Source organism: Gottfriedia endophytica (assembly GCF_017814275.1).
Classification (GTDB): Bacteria; Bacillota; Bacilli; order Bacillales; family Bacillaceae_G; genus Gottfriedia; species Gottfriedia endophytica.
In genome coordinates this window covers 31,842-48,430 of record NZ_JAGIYQ010000013.1, presented here as the reverse complement: position 1 = coordinate 48,430, position 16,589 = coordinate 31,842, and the positions used below count along the sequence as shown (strand labels likewise).

Sequence of the window (16,589 nt, the reverse complement as noted above, 5' to 3'; positions counted from 1 at the left end):
TATGTTGATAGTAATCAAGATAACTTAAACATACTCACATATTCTGAATGGCTAGATGTATAAGGTATACATTCAACTAGTTTTATATAAAAAGAAGCTTAATAATAATTAATTCGTTTGACAAATAGATAAGTTAATAAGAGAAAAATAGAGAAAAGAGCGGTTTCACTTCTGCTAAAAGAAGGTCGAAATCGCTCTTTGTATTTAATGTGATTTTACTCAATCTTTAATCTTTAAATACTCTTGATATTCACAATATAGATCACATTATTTTACTTACTTTATCACTAGAATTAAGAACTCCTCATATTAAAAATTAATATTTATCTAAACAGATTCACCTTATTTAAATGAACATGAGTATTATCCTGATTCACACGTTCTAAATAGATATTAGTAGTTGAAATATCCGAATGTCCTGCCCAGTCCTTTACGATAGCAAGTGGAACATCATTTTCAAGCAACATGGTAACAAAAGTATGTCGAAACCAGTGTGGAGAGATTTTTGAATGTTTTCCAGCCAAATGAACAGCTTCCTTTACAATCTTATAAAGGCTTGGATAGGATAACCGTTTCTTATTTTCGCCCAGTTCTTTCTTGTTATATAGAGCGAAGAACACCGGGCTTGAATCATATGGATTTATATCAATTGACTCTCCAAGGCTTTTTCGGTAATCGAATAGCAACTCTATAGTTTCTTCTCTCATAGGAATGGTTCGTGGCTTTTTCCCTTTACCAATTACATCCGCGTAAATATGACCTTGACGATTATATCGGAAACTTCCCCAATTCAAATTTACTAGTTCACTTGCACGAAGACCTGTGGTGTACAGTAGATAGCCTATCAATAAATTACGTTTTTCTAATTGTTCACGATTTCTGTTTGCTTTCACAACTTTTGGAAAGAAGGAGATTAGATATTCTGCATCTCTCTGATTCAATTCTCTGACTTGGACACGAGTTTGTGCATCGTTTTGACGAGTTTCTTCTATTATATAGTGTCCTTTTTTTAATGTTGGTTTAGAGATCCAAGTGGAAAGATGTGCTTTGTAAAATTGCGTTTCATAACCAAAGTCTAATAGTCTTCGAAAAAACTCCAATTTTCTTACAGCCGATTTAGCTGCATATTTTTCATTAATATATTTATTATATGCTTTGACTTCTGGAAAGCCTATATCTCGAAAAGAAAGAGAGTGCTCTATTAAAAATAGAAGCAAAGTCTTGGAATCTGTACGGTACGCTTTGATCGTGTGAGGGGAGAGTTGCTTATTTGATGTAAATATTTTTACTAAAAAAAATAATTCTAAAAACTCATGCTCGGAACTTTCCGAGAGGGAAAGGTTTCTATGTTCATCAAGCAGCTGCCGATCTTCTAATTTATATTTCAGTTGCGATAAATATTGCTCACTCGTCAAATGATTAAGTATAGTTAAATCATTCATTAGTAGTCTCCTAGTTTCACCCAATAATAATATTATGTAAAGTAAAGATAATACCTAATTATCTTTAGTTATATTTTAACATAGAATGTTTGTTCTAAATAGAGGATAAGAGCGAAATAAAAGGTTTTTATACGACGTCTGAGAGACGCATTCTAACGCATTTATTTTTATTTTTCAATATCATTGGTCGTATATTTCGTTAAAGAGCCTGTTGGAAATAACAATATATTCCAACATATAAACTGCATGTTAATGTGTTAGGTTTAAGGAGCTATTTATTTAAGGTTTAAGTAGCTCTGGCAGTGGCTAATGGTAGCGAAATGCTTTCATAAGGGAATACGAAGAGAATATGGTAATAATAAATGACATTAGTCCGTTAGAAATTCAATACTTGTTCCATTCTTATAAAACTAACCTTTTAGATATAGATCATTTTAGGCCGTTTTTTCATTAATGAATAAAAAATGCGAATTAGAATATAGATTTGGGAAGTCATAAACAAATTCATATATTATAAATATCCGAAAAAAAGATTTTGATTTTCAAAGTAACTATTATTTTGTCGATATAGATATTGAGACAATGGATTTTAAAGAGATGACTCTGATATTATAGTGGAAGTTACATAGTATTAGTTATGACACTACCAAATGTTAAGAATGTTATACATTATAGACTTGAAGTTGCGATGTTGAAGGATTAGCAAAATCCATTATAACTAATGATATAATAGATGAAATTTTATTTTTAATTCTACTAGTCAAAAGAATGAGAAACTAATTTTTCCTTGGGATAAAATATATTGGTGACATTAAATCAGACCGTAAAGAATTTTAATGAATATATGAATATTTAATATCAATTAGCAGTGACTTTTTTCACAAATGCAGGAAAATAATATTTTTTGTCGAATACAGTCTAGTACAGAAATAAGGGAGGCGCTTTTATATGGTAGATATAAATCCTGAACTACTAAAGTTAAGTACTGATCTTACTAAACTTATAGGAAAAACTAGTGTACAGGTAATCATTGACAAAATAAAACTAGCTAGGACAAAGGAAAATAAAGATGAAGCGATTAGTAATCTTGAAGAAATTATTACTGAACTTATTGCTGAAAAAAATCAATTGATCCAAATTGCCCAAGCATATGACGAACAACTTATTACACAGAAATTGTCCAATCAAGATATTGAATATATCACAACTAGTATTGTTCCATTGGTGAATGAAATACTTAATTATAGCGATGGGGAAGAAGCACAAAAGGCTAAAGTAGCTATTAATATGATCAAACCGATTTTATCTAAAGAGACTTTTAATATACTTCAACTATTAGGATTTAATTTTAAACAAGCAATAGGGGAACCACTAACATATTTGGTTAGGAGTATAATTTCTTCTAAAACACCAGTGTCGCCTGAAAAGAACTTGGAATTCCATATTCTAAGTGAAAAGAAGCAAATAGAATACTTTAAAGTGCTTCAAGACGATGATGCTTTTCAGAGACATCAAACAAGCTTTCGAAACAGTTAGTAAAGAAGTAAGGATAATTACTTATCTTAAAAATTTATTCACAAAATGAATAATCTCATAATTAAATATAATATTCTTATTAAAAAAAAGGAGAAAATTGTATGTTTTTAAATGGAGCCATTAATTACTTAGAGGCATGGGAATTGCTAAATGAAAAGTATCCCGAAGAATACTTCGATATAATTGGTGCTATAGAAAACTTAAATTTCCAGTTACTTCAAGGTAATTATGAGTCCTTAAGAGAATTCAGAAATTCTTGGGAACTATTTTTAAATAACGGGGATTGGTCATATAATAATACAAAGACATTAATTGGACAGAAAAAGAATATGACAACTGTAAAATTATTAATCGGAAGCAACCAAGAAGTGATTAATTCATGGTTGTTTAGAATGAGTAATCTAGCAATAAAAAATAAAACCTGTGAGATTCCGATTCTTATTTTACCTATGAAAGAAGTAAATATATATTCTTCAGGTTTGCGTAATCGTATGTTAGCTAATTTTGAAAGAACCTTATCAATCCTTAAAGAATTATCCCCTCTTTCATTAGATTATCCCTTTCTAATTTTAGGTATATCTGAACAAGAAACACCATTTGAAATTTTTAATATTTCGAGTAATATTGAAGGGCATAACGCAAATATTATTATGAATAGAAGTATAGAATTCCCTCCTGAATATTATCAAGCTGGATTAGGAGTCCTAAGTTATTTTCATAAGATACTTAAGGAAAAGTACCCAGGAACTCAAGCGACAGTTAAAATCATTCAAGAAGGTTTAGTTGTTAAAATGATAGTAGAAACTGAAGACGGCAACAGACATATTGTTGAAAAAGCTTTAGAAGAATACGATTTAATAGTAAAAGGTGAAATTAAACCAGAGGAATACTTTGATGCACCAGCACAAATACTTGAACTAAAAAGTGAATTGAGAATTGCACAATTACGTATTGAAACTCAAAGTGATCTTTTAACTTACCAAAAAGGACAAATTGATAAATTTATGGAAATTATAAGTAATGGACTTATTAATCCAGCTTTACCTGCTATTCATGTCTCGCCCGTAATTACAGTTGAAACATCTTTAAATCATGTGAATAACATACATAATGAATTAAATAACACAATTGAAACTATTAGGGACTTGAAGAATAAATTAAATTCGCCTAATGATATTAGATCATTAAGTGATGTAGAAAGTGCATTAACAGAAATTGATGCTAATAACTTAAAGTCATCAAAGGGTGTTCAAAAATTACAAAAACTTATTGAGAATATTAATAATGCAGAAAGTAGTATTAGTAAATCCATTAATACTACAAATGAAGGTATACAACTTATGAAAAAATTGGCTAAGCACTATAACACTATTGCGCCATGGTGTGGGTTACCCCAAATTCCTTTTATAAAATAAAATATTAGTTTATTTAAAAACTCACCTAGATGTAATTATCTAAGGTGAGTTTTTTGTTTTAAAGCCTCACCTTGAATAGGAGAATCTTCAACAATAGATGCCTATAAATAATGTTGAGTATTATCGATACTTTGAGACAAAAAAGAATTATTAAACATACTTTACTATAATAATAAATTAGAAAGAATTATGTTAAAAAATGATAGAGTTGTAATATATAATGAATTGCTAGATAACCTAAAGTTTGTAAAGAGATCGTACTCTTATAAACATTTGATTAATGATAAGCCACTTTTTTAAAATGAGAAAAAACAAACATTGAATGAAAATATATAAATCGATTCATACCTCCATAGAGGTAATAAAGAAGGCCAATTATAAATAATTTGTAATATAAAAAAATTCATCGTATACACACATATAACAATTAGTGATTAAGGAGTGGATATATAATTTCGAATTTAGAATTATCATGCATCTGATACGAAAAACATTTTAATTTAAGGGTTCTACTTAATCAATCAATTTATCAATTGATTAATAAATAAACTATAGGATTCCTTGTAAATCATTATAAAAAAAATTCTCATAATGAGGAATTTAAATTACCTAAAAAAAATAAGTAATTCAATTTTCATAAAGATTAATATGTTTTGGAATAGAAATGGCAATTATTAGCTTATTCTATTCTGTAAAGGCATTTTTAAAATTTCAACAGGTAAACTTATTAAATTATAGATTTTAATATCAGAAAAAATAATGGATAGAACTGGAAAAAGGCCTTGGAATAGATAAAATTATATTTATTATAAGGAAAGATGTACAAATGAGTAACTTTACACATGAGCCTTTAAAAGATGTACTAAAAGAATGAAAATATCAGCAAAATGTTAGCAAGCGACAGATCATTTACTTGCCCAAACTTTAGCATTCGATTTGGTATGGCAACTCAATAAAACTACATTACATATAACGATTTATACGAACAATAAAATTGGTCTAATTCTGAGGAAAATAATAATATTAAGATTTTGTTGATTTGTTAAATTATTCGAACAAAAAACAAGCTTATTAACATTTAATGAAAAGAGTTCAATTTGGAGATATTTTTTAATAATTGTAGAGCGTTTATTAAATTTCAGGAAATGTAATAGAAATTGAAACTCATGTGATAACTATAGAATGTACCTAAAACGTAATTTTTTAATAAAAAATTAGAAGTTGAACATTGCACTTTAATTTATCGACACAGCACAATAACTTGGTTATGATTATGCAGGTTACTATTTTATATAATATACATGAGGATAAACTGAAGTTTCTTTATATGTTAGAATCAGCGGAGGTAGGGAGGATAGAGTAGCAATAATCATACATTGTTTCCTTTCTTAATAATACCTGTGATTCTTATTGAGTAATAATTTTCAATTAAAACAAGAGTAATAAGGGCAAACCAGTTCTTAAAAAGATCTTAACCTTTCATTAATACATAGACATTTTTAATTGAAGTATGTTTGTTGATTTAGTATATCTAGCAGAATTAAAACAAATAATAAGTATGTAGTTGACAATGTTAAAGGAGAAAATTAATGAAGGTCTATTTAATAATAATTGCAATTGTTGGGATAATTGGCTTTGTGTTAACATTTGTGCTTGCAAATAAAAAAGAAAAACAAGCAGTTAATTATGATGTAAGTGAAACTACATATAAACATAGGATTATTGGGAATCCTGCATTAATAGCTTACACCGCTTTCTTTTTTATAGCACTCATAATCATCTTAATCGTTATGATATTACAATAGAATTTTAAAGGAGATTTACATGGATAAAACGAGATATTATGTTTCAGTCCAAGCTAAAACAATTACTATAAATCAAGGAGATGCTGCATACGAATTAGAGATTGATGCAACTCAAGATGATGTTGAAAGACTTAAGCAATTATTTAATAACATGGATCATAATGATTTTGTCTCAGGCTTTCGAACAGTTTTAGGTATCTCGATGCCTTATCATTTAGATGAACCTAACGATCGATATGATAACAATATAAAAGATGTGTATAGAATGCTACATAATTTAGGAACGGCAGAAACAAAACAGCATATTAGAGAAATGCATATATTAAATTGAAAGCCTGTGATGGCTTCCTTTTTTGTTTTATCCCGCATTAACGGGCAGTAAGACCCCCACCTTAAGTTCAAAGAGAAACAAGGAAGATAGATGGGAGATAACTGCCCGTAAAAGCCCGAATGGTTCAACTAACCATCAGTGGGGATGAAGCCCCCCACTGATGGAAGTTTCACTTTATAGGAATATATTTCAGTTGAATTGTAAGGTGTATTATATAGATGTAAAGTAAAAAAGAACTAGGCCCCAGTTCTTTTTACTTTTATTTGTCGGCTTTTAAGTTATAAACTGGCTTCATAAAGAATTCGATGTCAACAAGGTCCGTAATGTGTTCAAGAATCAACTTAGGTTTTTTGTACACCATTGGCGATTCATCTAGTGTGTGTTTGTTGACAGAAGTTGTAAACACACCCTTCATTGATTTTTGGAAGATGTCTAAATCCACTTTGTACACTGCGTCCGTCCTGCTCATGATTCGTCCAGCTCCGTGCGGGGCAGAATAATTGTAAGACAATCCGCTTTTTCCTTTTCCAATCGCACAACCAAATGCCATATTAAACGGGATAATGACTTCTTCGCCTTCACGAGCTGAGATCGCACCTTTTCGTAAGATGTTTTGTTCCAAGTCAATGTAATTATGGACGGATTCGATTTTTCTAACATTATCAAAATCCAGTTTGAAATATTTTTCTATAATAATTTTGGCGATTGTCTCTCTGTTTAATGCAGCAAACTGCTGTGCAACCTTTAGATCACATAAATAAGCTTCTTTGTCTTCTGTTTTAGACAAGTACTCGAATCCTTTGTAACTTTCGCCAAATAAACTTTTCGTATTTTGTTTTGCGATTTTCATGTGATGTTGTGCAATTTCAAACCCGAAATGCCTTGAACCTGTGTGAATCACAAGCCAGTAATGATTGTTTTCATCTTTGTCCACTTCAATAAAATGATTTCCGCCTCCAAGTGACCCCATGCTACGCATAACGTAATCAGCATTTAATCCCAATCTTGTTATCACATCAGCTATTTCATCTGCTATTTCAGTGACCGCTTCATCGTGAATATCCGTACCAATTGGGATATTCTTACGGATAAATTTATCGAGTTTTTCACTTTTTACCGATTTAAGTCTCCCCAGATGATATGCACTAACACCGCACCCAATGTCGACTCCAACAATCGATGGGATAATCACATCATTTAACGTCATTGTAAATCCGACCATCGCCCCGCCACTAGACATATGGCAGTCTGGCATGACAACGATATTGGAGTTCGAAAAACATTCATTATCTAAAATTGTCTTTAATTGTGTTATCACATTTGTGTCTACTGCATTCAGTAGTATTTTTCCGTTATTGCATTTTCCTTTGTATTCAAGCATTAAGTGTCCTCACTTTTTTTCTAAATTATACCATAAAACTATACTAAACTAGCGACTTCCTCTTTAGGTTGATGGGCATTCTAGCAAATCCAAGGTCTCAATAGTCTATTCAGTGAAATGAGTTTCTGCGTCAGATTTAATATAAACCACCGTTTATAAAACTGTGGGGAGTTAATCACTCCCGCCTATAATGAAATTAGGCGTATAAACAAGTTTCATCTATTTACAAGAGCTCATATTTTGTTGGTAGATGTGTGCTATTGGGGTTGCGCATCAATTTTAAAGGAGGTTATTAATATGAATCAATTTCAACAAGATTTGCAATCATTAAATCTTTATGACTATCAGACTGGAAATGTAACGTACTTGAATCAGCCTTATTATACTGGGGCTGATGATGATTCACGCCGTTGTGGTATGTGTGGTGGTTTTGGCCGTTGCGGAGGTTTTGGTCGTTGCTTTGGCTGTTTTGGTTGTGCTGGTTGTGGTGGTTGTGGCGGTTGTGGCGGTTGTGGCAGTTGTGGCAGTTGCGTTGGCATCTGGCCATGGTGGTTTATTTAATGTAATGAAAATCTTCTCCCTTTTTCGTTATAGGGCAAGTAGCGAGGTCATACACTCATTATGATAGGAGTGTAGAAATAACGAAGAAGGGGGATTTCTATGAAATCGTTACATGATTCTTCTCGACTAAAAATGAAGCGAGATACTTTTTTTCTTCCTGATTCAACAGGTAACGTGTATTTTCGAAATAATGTCAGTTCTTTTCATATGAAAGGCCAATCTATTAGTCAATGGATTGAAAAACTGACACCTATGTTAAACGGTGAATTTACATTAGGAGCACTAACAGATGGATTACCAGAACCTTATAAAGAGCGTGTATTTGAGATCGCAAGCATATTATATGAAAATGGTTTTGCAAAAGATATTAGTGAAGATAGGCCCCATCAACTACAAGAGCATGTTTGTCAAAAGTATGCTTCACAAATTGAATTTTTAAATAACTGTGGTGATTCTGGTGCTTATCGTTTCCAGCAATATCGTCAAAGCAAAGTATTAGCTGTTGGTTCAGGAACGTTTTTTTTGTCACTTGTTTCCACACTGCTTGAAAGCGGAGTATCTAAACTTTATACGATGATTACGAATGTAGAAGGAACAAATACAGATAGGCTACAAGAACTGATTCAACATGGAAGAGAAAGTGACTCGGAAGTGTTTGTACAAGAAATTCCATTTACAAGAGAAAAGCACTCTTTTCTGGAATCTATTCAGCCGTTTGATTGTATTTTATATGTATCAACAGAGGATGAAATAGAGGAATTACGAATGTTTCATCATATTTGCAAAGAAGAAAACAAACTGTTTTTTCCCGCTTTATGTATGAACGGAATTGGATTTGCCGGGCCACTTGTACATGCAGAAAATGATACTTGCTGGGATTCAGCTTGGCGTCGATTACATCAATCTGTTTTTCCATCGGACCGAAAAACTCATGACCGTTCTTCTACTGCGGAAGCATTACTTGCAAACATATCGGTATTTGAATGCTTAAAAAAATTGACTGGAATAACGAAACCGTCAGAGACAAATCGATTCTATTTGCTGAATTTAGAAACGTTAGAAGGAGACTGGCATTCTTTTTTACCTCATCCTTTCGTGAAAGAAAGCATTAACATTCAGCCGTTAGAAGATTTTGAGGTAGAAGAAGATAGGGATATTTCAAACGAAGAGATTCTTAATCTTCACCCATTCACATCGAAAGAGTCCGGTATTTTTCATATTTGGGAAGAAGGAAACCTGAAACAATTACCTTTAGCGCAGTGCCGTATTCAGGTTACTGATTTACGATCAGATGGACCAGCCTATTTGTTACCTGAAATTGTTTGCAGCGGGTTTACACATACAGAAGTAAGGTGTGAGGCGGGGCTAAGGGGAATTGAATCTTATGTAGCTCGCATTATTGAGACGCCCCAATGTATCGGAGTTGGTGCAGGTTTAACGAAAGTACAATGTGTATACCGCGCTTTACAACATTACTTAGATCAAGAACTCAAAATGAGAATAAATGAAAAAGAGGTTTTATCACAAATTTACTTAGAAAAAGTTGAAGATGACCGTATACAATTTTATTTCGAAGCACTCACTACGATGTGCGAAGTCCCGTTTATTGCACTTGGAGAACCATTGTACAATTTTCCGGTTGTATGGGTTTGTGTTAAGGATCGCTGGTATGCGAATGTAGGATTTAATACTTCAATTGCAGTGCAACGCTCCTTAGAGCAAGCTCTTGCAGCAGTTCAAAATAATACGGAGATAGAAGGGATCTCACCAATCGTTTCGCAGCAAGAACATGATCCTATGTATATAACAATTTCTTCTTATAAAGATGTAAAACAAAAGGATATTTTACAGTATGCAATACAAGTTTTACAGGAACAAAATAAGAAGCTTAGTTTATTTGATGTAACGTTGGGAGAAGAATGGGAGAAATATATTGCGGGAATTGTTACTGTATCGTTGCGAGAGGAGGAAGCGAAGTGAGCGCTTCAATCGTAATTGTCGGAGAAGGGTTACTAGCAAACTATGCGTATGAGAGATTATCTGTCTACTATGATATCAAGCAACAAGATAACTTTCAAACAGACATAGATAGAGGGACAGATTTGCTTCTCGTTATTCACGATATGTGGAATCCCGTTTATCATAAACAAGCAGAAAATACTCGTATCCCGTGGTTACGAGCTTTTATTTCGTTTGGAGAAGGAATAATTGGACCGTTCGTTCAGCCGAATATAAAAGGTTGTTCGCAATGTGCAGACTCACGGCTATTATTAGCTGGAAATGATTCGAAAGAAATGTTAGAAGTGCAAAAAAGGTTAGTGATGGCAAAGACTAATCATCACGATACTTGGGCATCACATAACGGTGTACTGCAAATGTTGCATTTCTTGATTGAAGAAGTGCATGAAATCCTTTGTTTTAGGCGCTCCCGTTTGACCGAGCATATCTATACGATAAACTTAGAAACGTTAGCAAGTTCGCATCATTTTTTTCTTCCTCATCCGCTTTGTCCTGTGTGTAGCCAAATTCCAGATGATTCTTCAGAACTTGCTCGCATTCTTTTACAACCAAGCCCAAAAGTTCATAAGGATGCATATCGAACTCGCTCTATGTCAGAACTTCAAAGTGTATTAGCAAAAGATTACTTAGATAACAAAACCGGTCTGTTAAACGATAAAATGTATAATTTAACACCACCATTTGCTGATGTTACCGTTAATCTTCCGCTGCTGTTTGGAAATGAAGGGACAGCTGGTCGGACGCTTTCTTATGAAGAAAGTGAGTTAACAGCAATTCTAGAAGGGCTAGAACGATATAACGGGATACAAGCGATAAGTAAACGAACAATTGTACATGATAATTTTCGTAATTTAAATGACGTCGCGCTAAATCCGTTAACAGTTGGTGTTCATGCACCAGATGAATATGAAAAAGAAAATTTCCCATTCCAACGTTTTGATTCGGAGCGAAAAATGAACTGGGTATGGGGGTATTCTCTTTTACAAGAGCGTTCTCTTCTAGTTCCAGAACTACTTGCTTATTACAGTTTAAGTCATGATGGTTTTGTATATGAAACTTCAAATGGATGCGCAATGGGGGGAAGTGTAGAAGAAGCGATTTTGCACGGCATATTTGAAGTCATTGAACGTGATTCCTTTCTGCTTACTTGGTATGCAAGGCTGCCGCTCCCAAGGTTAGATCTTTCTTCAGTTCACGATGTAGAGTTACAGCTAATGATGCAGCGTATGGAAGCTGTTGGTGGGTATGAATTACATGCTTTTCAAGCGACGATGGAGCACAGCATTCCAAGCATATGGATCATCGCGAAAAATAAAAAAGAAACAGGGATGAATCTTCTTTGTGCAGCTGGGTCACATTTAGACCCCATTCGTGCTGTAAAAGGTGCTCTCTTTGAACTAGCAGGTATGATGTTAACTTTAGATGAAAAACTTGAGAAGAATCAGGGAAAATATAAAAAAATGCTTTCCAATCCATTTCTCGTTAAGGAGATGGATCATCATTCGATGTTATATGGTTTACCGGAAGCGGAAGAACGGCTAGATTTTTTACTAAAGAATGAGGGAACGGCGCTAACATTTAATGAGGCATTTGGGGAAACGAAGCGTCACGCAGATATAAAAGATGACCTACAATATGTTTTGCAAACTTTAAAACAGAAAAATTTTGACGTCATTGTTGTCAATCAAACATCCCCAGAAATAAAAAGAAATGGACTTCACTGCGTGAAAGTGATCATTCCAGGGATGTTGCCAATGACATTTGGTTACCATCTCACCCGCCTAACAGGTTTAGAGAGAGTGCTACGAATACCGATGGAACTTGGATATAGGAAAACACCGCTCACATATGAGCAACTAAATCCGCACCCTCATCCATTTCCATAATGTATAAAGAGGAGGGAGCCTGGATGAGTTTAGAAACTTTTTTAGATATTTTGCATTATCACACTGATCAAGCTGCACCGGACGATTGGGAAGCAAATTGGGAAGATGCGCCCCTTCCATATAAACTGTATCGTCATTTGCCAACTATTCCTTTTTCTTCAGAAATACCTTTATCACTAGATCAAATCGAAACATCTAACAACATAAACCTTGATACAATTGGTCATTTTCTTTTTTACACATATGGATTGACGCAGCTTTGTCACTTGGGGATGCCAATTACCGAAAAAGATTATGCTTTTATGCAAAGATTTCGCCGCTTCGCTCCATCAGGTGGTGGTTTGTATCCGAATGAATTATATGTATATTTAAAGATAGAAGATGTACCAACTGGGGTATATCATTATGATGTTGCTCACCATCGCCTTGTTTTGCTGAGGGAAGGTAATTATGATTCGTTTGTTTCTCGTGCTCTTGGTAATCGATCTGATGTCTCCTCTTGTTTTGCTACCGTTTTTATTTCAACGATGTTTTGGAAAAATTTTTTCAAATATCATAACTTTTCATACCGACTGCAAGGGTTAGATGCGGGTGTGTTAATTGGACAATTGCAAGAAGTCGCAAAACGCTATAAGTTTCATACAAGTGTGCACTATCAATTTTTAGATAGAGCCGTTAATCATTTACTTGGTTTGTCAGAAACAGAAGAAAGTGTGTATGCTGTTATTCCATTAGGAGAAGAGTCATATCGAACTGAATTTGATCTAAATATTTCGTATGCTGAATTATGTCATGAAATACCAAAAATAGATCATCAACATTATGTAAGGTCAAAACAGATTCTAGAGTATCCTATGTTACTGAAAATGAATGAAGCTGCTTTCTTAGACTCTACACAATCATTTCAAAATGTAAAAAGAAAACAAAGTACTCATCATCTTGACCAGGCACATTTGTTACCTCGAGTAGAGAGAATATTTTATAACTTTGCAGATGCTTGCAAAAACAGGTATTCTCCAGAAATGGATTTTACGTTTAAAAAACTTAGCCATGAAAAACTGATTCAATTACTTTATGAAACAGCGGCTTCTTTTCCTTATCGAAATGATGGAACAACAAATGATGTTTCATTATACCTTACTTTATTTGGTATAGAAGGTATACAAAACGGAGCATATGTTTATAACGGTGAGACTCATACACTACAGCTCATTCAACAAGGAGATTTTCGCCTGTTATTGCAAAACGCTATGACAACTCATAACCTCAGTTTATTTCAAGTTCCGCTTTGTGTGCATATAGTAGGAGATAGGCAGCATGCAAAGGAAGAACTTGGTTACCGAGGATACCGCATTCAACAAATGGAGGCAGGGATTCTTTCTCAAAAATTGTTACTATCAGCCGCTTCCATCGGGCTAGGGGGTCATCCTCTTCTCGGATTTGATGTAGAAACATGTGATAATCTTTATAGGTTAAATGAACAAGGAAAAACGACGCTTATTCAAATTCCGATTGGATTTTATGAAGAGCGGGCTTGGTTGAGAGGGAGTTTGGGTAGTTAAATTGGAATAGACAGAGTTCTTATACTCTGTCTATTTTTATTTACATCAAAAGTTCTCTACTTGTGAGCTAAGTGGGTTCCACAAAATCACTTATTCATGAGTGTTTATTAGATACTATAAAGTTGTATCATAGGGGATATATGAATGGAACCCACATTCATGTATATCGAAATATTTAAACGAATTTTAAACGTGGCCCTACCTTCATTTTAACCTTCGCCGGATAAATTGGATGTAGGGTTAATTTATAAAAATAGATGTTAAATTGGAGGAGATTTGTTATGAGCTTTTTATTACGGTTTACAAAAACTTCGGTGTGGCCTGCATATGTTGGTTTCCTGATGGCGCTCTATTATGCGGTTTTCGTTCGCTTCTATGAAGCTGCAAACTTTACATTAAGTAAAGATCCTGAAGGGTTTAATATTGCAAGCTACATCGCGGGCGTCGTCATCATGATCTGCGGCTTTATCCTGCTCGCACTCGTTAAGCCGTATACAAAAGTTGTTCCGGCGAACATCCCGCTGATTGGAGGAAAACAGATCCCACGTCTAATCATATTGATTCCCACACTTTTTTGTACGGCTTTTTTACTTGCACATGCAATAAGTGGGATCATAACAAAGGCCTTGTATTTATGCGGGGCCATTACGATCTATTTCCCTCACATAAAAGGTGATCTTCATAATATGGCTTTATGGGATCTCTTATTCTACGAGCCATGGTTTTTGATCATGGGGCATCTTGGCCAGCTTAACGGCTGCACATTATGCCCAATCGACAGGCGCTTCGCCTCGCACATTCAGACGGGGAACGGTCATTTATTTGATCCTGGTTGTTATCCTTACGATGCTTTTTATACTGTCCATAATTCGCAACTCAGCTCATTTCGATCAGGGTTTATTCAGTCAATTTAACTTTTTTTCCTAAAGTGATAAGTGGAAGGAACCAGATGGAAAGGATATAGCGCCTGTGCATGGGCGTTCCTTACCGCAGGATTGCACCTTTAATAATCAGAAGGCTCGGACCTCCAATTACCAGCTGTTTTGTCACTAATTATTCGCCCTATTTAACTATTTCTTCAGCATATAGGTAAGATATCCAAGGGACTCTCATTTTTAAGTATGACAAAGTGAGATACGACAATGAAAAATAATAAAAACAAATGGCTTTCTTCAAAGGTTTGGGGATATACGGCATCGGTAGTTTTAATGCCTTATGCCGCGTTGAAAACGATGTGGGCTTTTGGAATCGCTTTGGGATGGTCCAGTAAAGGTATATCAGAGCTGCACATGGCTATGAAATCGGGGAATCCAGTCATACATTTTCTTTATTCGAACGGAATTGATATAACCGCGATTCTAGCTTGCGTCGCCTCACTGCTAGGATTGTCGCTGGTACAATCTTGGGGGAGAAAAATGGATCGCCGATTAGTACTTATTCCAGCATGGTTAGGCGGTACGGCATTCACTTATATTGGATCCGATGGCTTATATTTGGTTAGAAAAGCAGAAATCGGAGATATGCATCTTTGGGTCTTCCTCCTAGTGTACGGTGGGTTTCTTTTATGGGGGATAACGACCCTACTGGCTGCCGTGTCTTTTCAAAATAGGGAAAAAAGATTTACTTGAACTTGGATTTATGAGTTGCGTAGTTGAATATGAAATTGAAATACACAGAGTACTTATACTCTGTCAATTTTTATTTACAAAAAAAATTTTCTATTTGGGCTTAGTGGGTTCCACAAAATCACTTATTCGTGGGTTATTGTTGGATAGAATAAAAATTTAAAAGAAAGGAAGAACAGCTTTGAAGCTAAGGTAAATGGCAGTAGCATTTCTTTGAAAAAATGAAGAAATTTTGATCCTACAAAAGTAAGCAGATAGTCTATTCCTCCACGGGATCTGATTCGGCGTATGTATTTCTTCTTGACCATTAGGATCTACCTTAGCAAATTGATAGAATTAAATGAAATGAACTGAACTAATGTAAAGAAAAATGGAGGTTTCCGATGTGTAAAGACATTTGATAGAATACAGGATTAATTGTATTGTTTGTGTTATGATAGCGTCTAAAAACATACACTCTTTTTAGTAATGTATTTAATTTTCTACATTTAGGAGATGGAGAAATGAAATTTGAGATGCAAAAAGCGAATATGTTGGCTGAAAATATATATGGTTTTATAAGATTTGTTCATAAAAGTCATGAAAATAGCAAAAATAGCTTTTTTAAAAATACGGATAAAATGTATCAAATAAAACTTCTTATCAAGGAATATAAGTTTCAAATAATAGCAGATGAACTTCTCAGAATTAATCGGTATACGTGGGATGAAAAGTACACTTATCTATTACTTGATAGTTTTATAGAAGGGCTAAACATTATTAATGAATACGTAGAAAATAACTATAACGAACTATATATTTTTACGGCAAGACTATACACATTAAAGAACATTAGCGTTTCATTTAGCAACAAGGTATAACTTTCTTTTTTTGAAGTATTAGTTATCGTGGTAAACAAAAACTAGAAGATTTGGCATCAATTACGGAGGTAAAATATTAAATAGTGACATCGATTGATGCACAATTAGATATGAATTTGTAGCTTTGATAATAGAGGCGCTGAAATAAAAGGTTTAGTTCAGTCGG

General features: G+C 33.9%; 13 protein-coding genes. 11 read left to right on the top strand and 2 right to left on the bottom strand.

All coding sequences use genetic code 11. The annotated features are described in order from the left end of the window. Positions 1-323: 323 nt before the first annotated feature. Entirely contained in the window at positions 324-1,442 is a 1,119-nt protein-coding gene (locus J5Y03_RS15970; protein ID WP_209406999.1) for a tyrosine-type recombinase/integrase, read from the bottom strand. 948 nt (positions 1,443-2,390) lie between these two features. On the opposite strand from J5Y03_RS15970, the gene J5Y03_RS15965 reads away from it, so the two are divergent. The 4 genes from J5Y03_RS15965 (at position 2,391) to J5Y03_RS15950 (ending at position 6,529) form a co-directional block, all read left to right on the top strand. Then, on the top strand, positions 2,391-2,978 hold the full coding sequence (locus tag J5Y03_RS15965) for a hypothetical protein (RefSeq protein ID WP_209406998.1): 588 nt from the start codon (positions 2,391-2,393) through the stop codon (positions 2,976-2,978). 101 nt (positions 2,979-3,079) lie between these two features. Next, a complete protein-coding gene (locus tag J5Y03_RS15960) occupies positions 3,080-4,393 on the top strand; it encodes a hypothetical protein (protein ID WP_209406997.1) in 1,314 nt (437 codons plus the stop codon). 1,589 nt (positions 4,394-5,982) lie between these two features. After that, on the top strand, positions 5,983-6,198 hold the full coding sequence (locus J5Y03_RS15955; RefSeq protein WP_209406996.1) for a hypothetical protein: 216 nt from the start codon (positions 5,983-5,985) through the stop codon (positions 6,196-6,198). 19 nt (positions 6,199-6,217) lie between these two features. After that, on the top strand, positions 6,218-6,529 hold the full coding sequence (locus tag J5Y03_RS15950) for a hypothetical protein (protein ID WP_209406995.1): 312 nt from the start codon (positions 6,218-6,220) through the stop codon (positions 6,527-6,529). A 259-nt stretch (positions 6,530-6,788) separates the two neighbouring features. On the opposite strand, the gene J5Y03_RS15945 is transcribed toward J5Y03_RS15950, so the two are convergent. Then, the gene (locus tag J5Y03_RS15945) at positions 6,789-7,910 is read right to left on the bottom strand and encodes an RtcB family protein (RefSeq protein WP_280850442.1); all 1,122 of its coding nucleotides are present in this window, start codon (positions 7,908-7,910) and stop codon (positions 6,789-6,791) included. A gap of 297 nt (positions 7,911-8,207) precedes the next feature. On the opposite strand from J5Y03_RS15945, the gene J5Y03_RS15940 reads away from it, so the two are divergent. The 7 genes from J5Y03_RS15940 to J5Y03_RS15910 all read left to right on the top strand — a co-directional run bounded on the left by J5Y03_RS15940 (position 8,208) and on the right by J5Y03_RS15910 (position 16,423). Next, positions 8,208-8,471: a heterocycloanthracin/sonorensin family bacteriocin gene (locus J5Y03_RS15940; protein ID WP_209406993.1), complete on the top strand. Its 264-nt coding sequence runs from the start codon at positions 8,208-8,210 to the stop codon at positions 8,469-8,471. Between the two features lie 99 nt (positions 8,472-8,570). Further along, positions 8,571-10,451: a putative thiazole-containing bacteriocin maturation protein gene (locus J5Y03_RS15935; protein ID WP_209406992.1), complete on the top strand. Its 1,881-nt coding sequence runs from the start codon at positions 8,571-8,573 to the stop codon at positions 10,449-10,451. Beyond that, positions 10,448-12,376 (top strand): TOMM precursor leader peptide-binding protein, encoded by a 1,929-nt coding sequence (locus tag J5Y03_RS15930; protein ID WP_209406991.1) that lies wholly within the window; start codon positions 10,448-10,450, stop codon positions 12,374-12,376. The genes J5Y03_RS15935 and J5Y03_RS15930 overlap by 4 nt, the downstream gene beginning before the upstream one ends. Positions 12,377-12,399: 23 nt before the next feature. Beyond that, the gene (locus tag J5Y03_RS15925) at positions 12,400-13,938 is read left to right on the top strand and encodes a SagB family peptide dehydrogenase (protein ID WP_209406990.1); all 1,539 of its coding nucleotides are present in this window, start codon (positions 12,400-12,402) and stop codon (positions 13,936-13,938) included. A 281-nt stretch (positions 13,939-14,219) separates the two neighbouring features. After that, positions 14,220-14,852 carry a DUF3995 domain-containing protein gene (locus J5Y03_RS15920; RefSeq protein WP_245208921.1) on the top strand — a complete coding sequence of 211 codons (633 nt, stop codon included), beginning with the start codon at positions 14,220-14,222 and terminating at the stop codon, positions 14,850-14,852. 228 nt (positions 14,853-15,080) lie between these two features. Beyond that, positions 15,081-15,566, top strand: coding sequence for a hypothetical protein (locus tag J5Y03_RS15915; protein WP_209406989.1), 486 nt, complete (start codon positions 15,081-15,083; stop codon positions 15,564-15,566). Positions 15,567-16,066: 500 nt separating this feature from the next. Then, positions 16,067-16,423, top strand: a complete 357-nt coding sequence (locus tag J5Y03_RS15910) for a hypothetical protein (protein WP_209406988.1) — start codon at positions 16,067-16,069, stop codon at positions 16,421-16,423. The last annotated feature ends 166 nt before the right edge of the window (positions 16,424-16,589 follow it).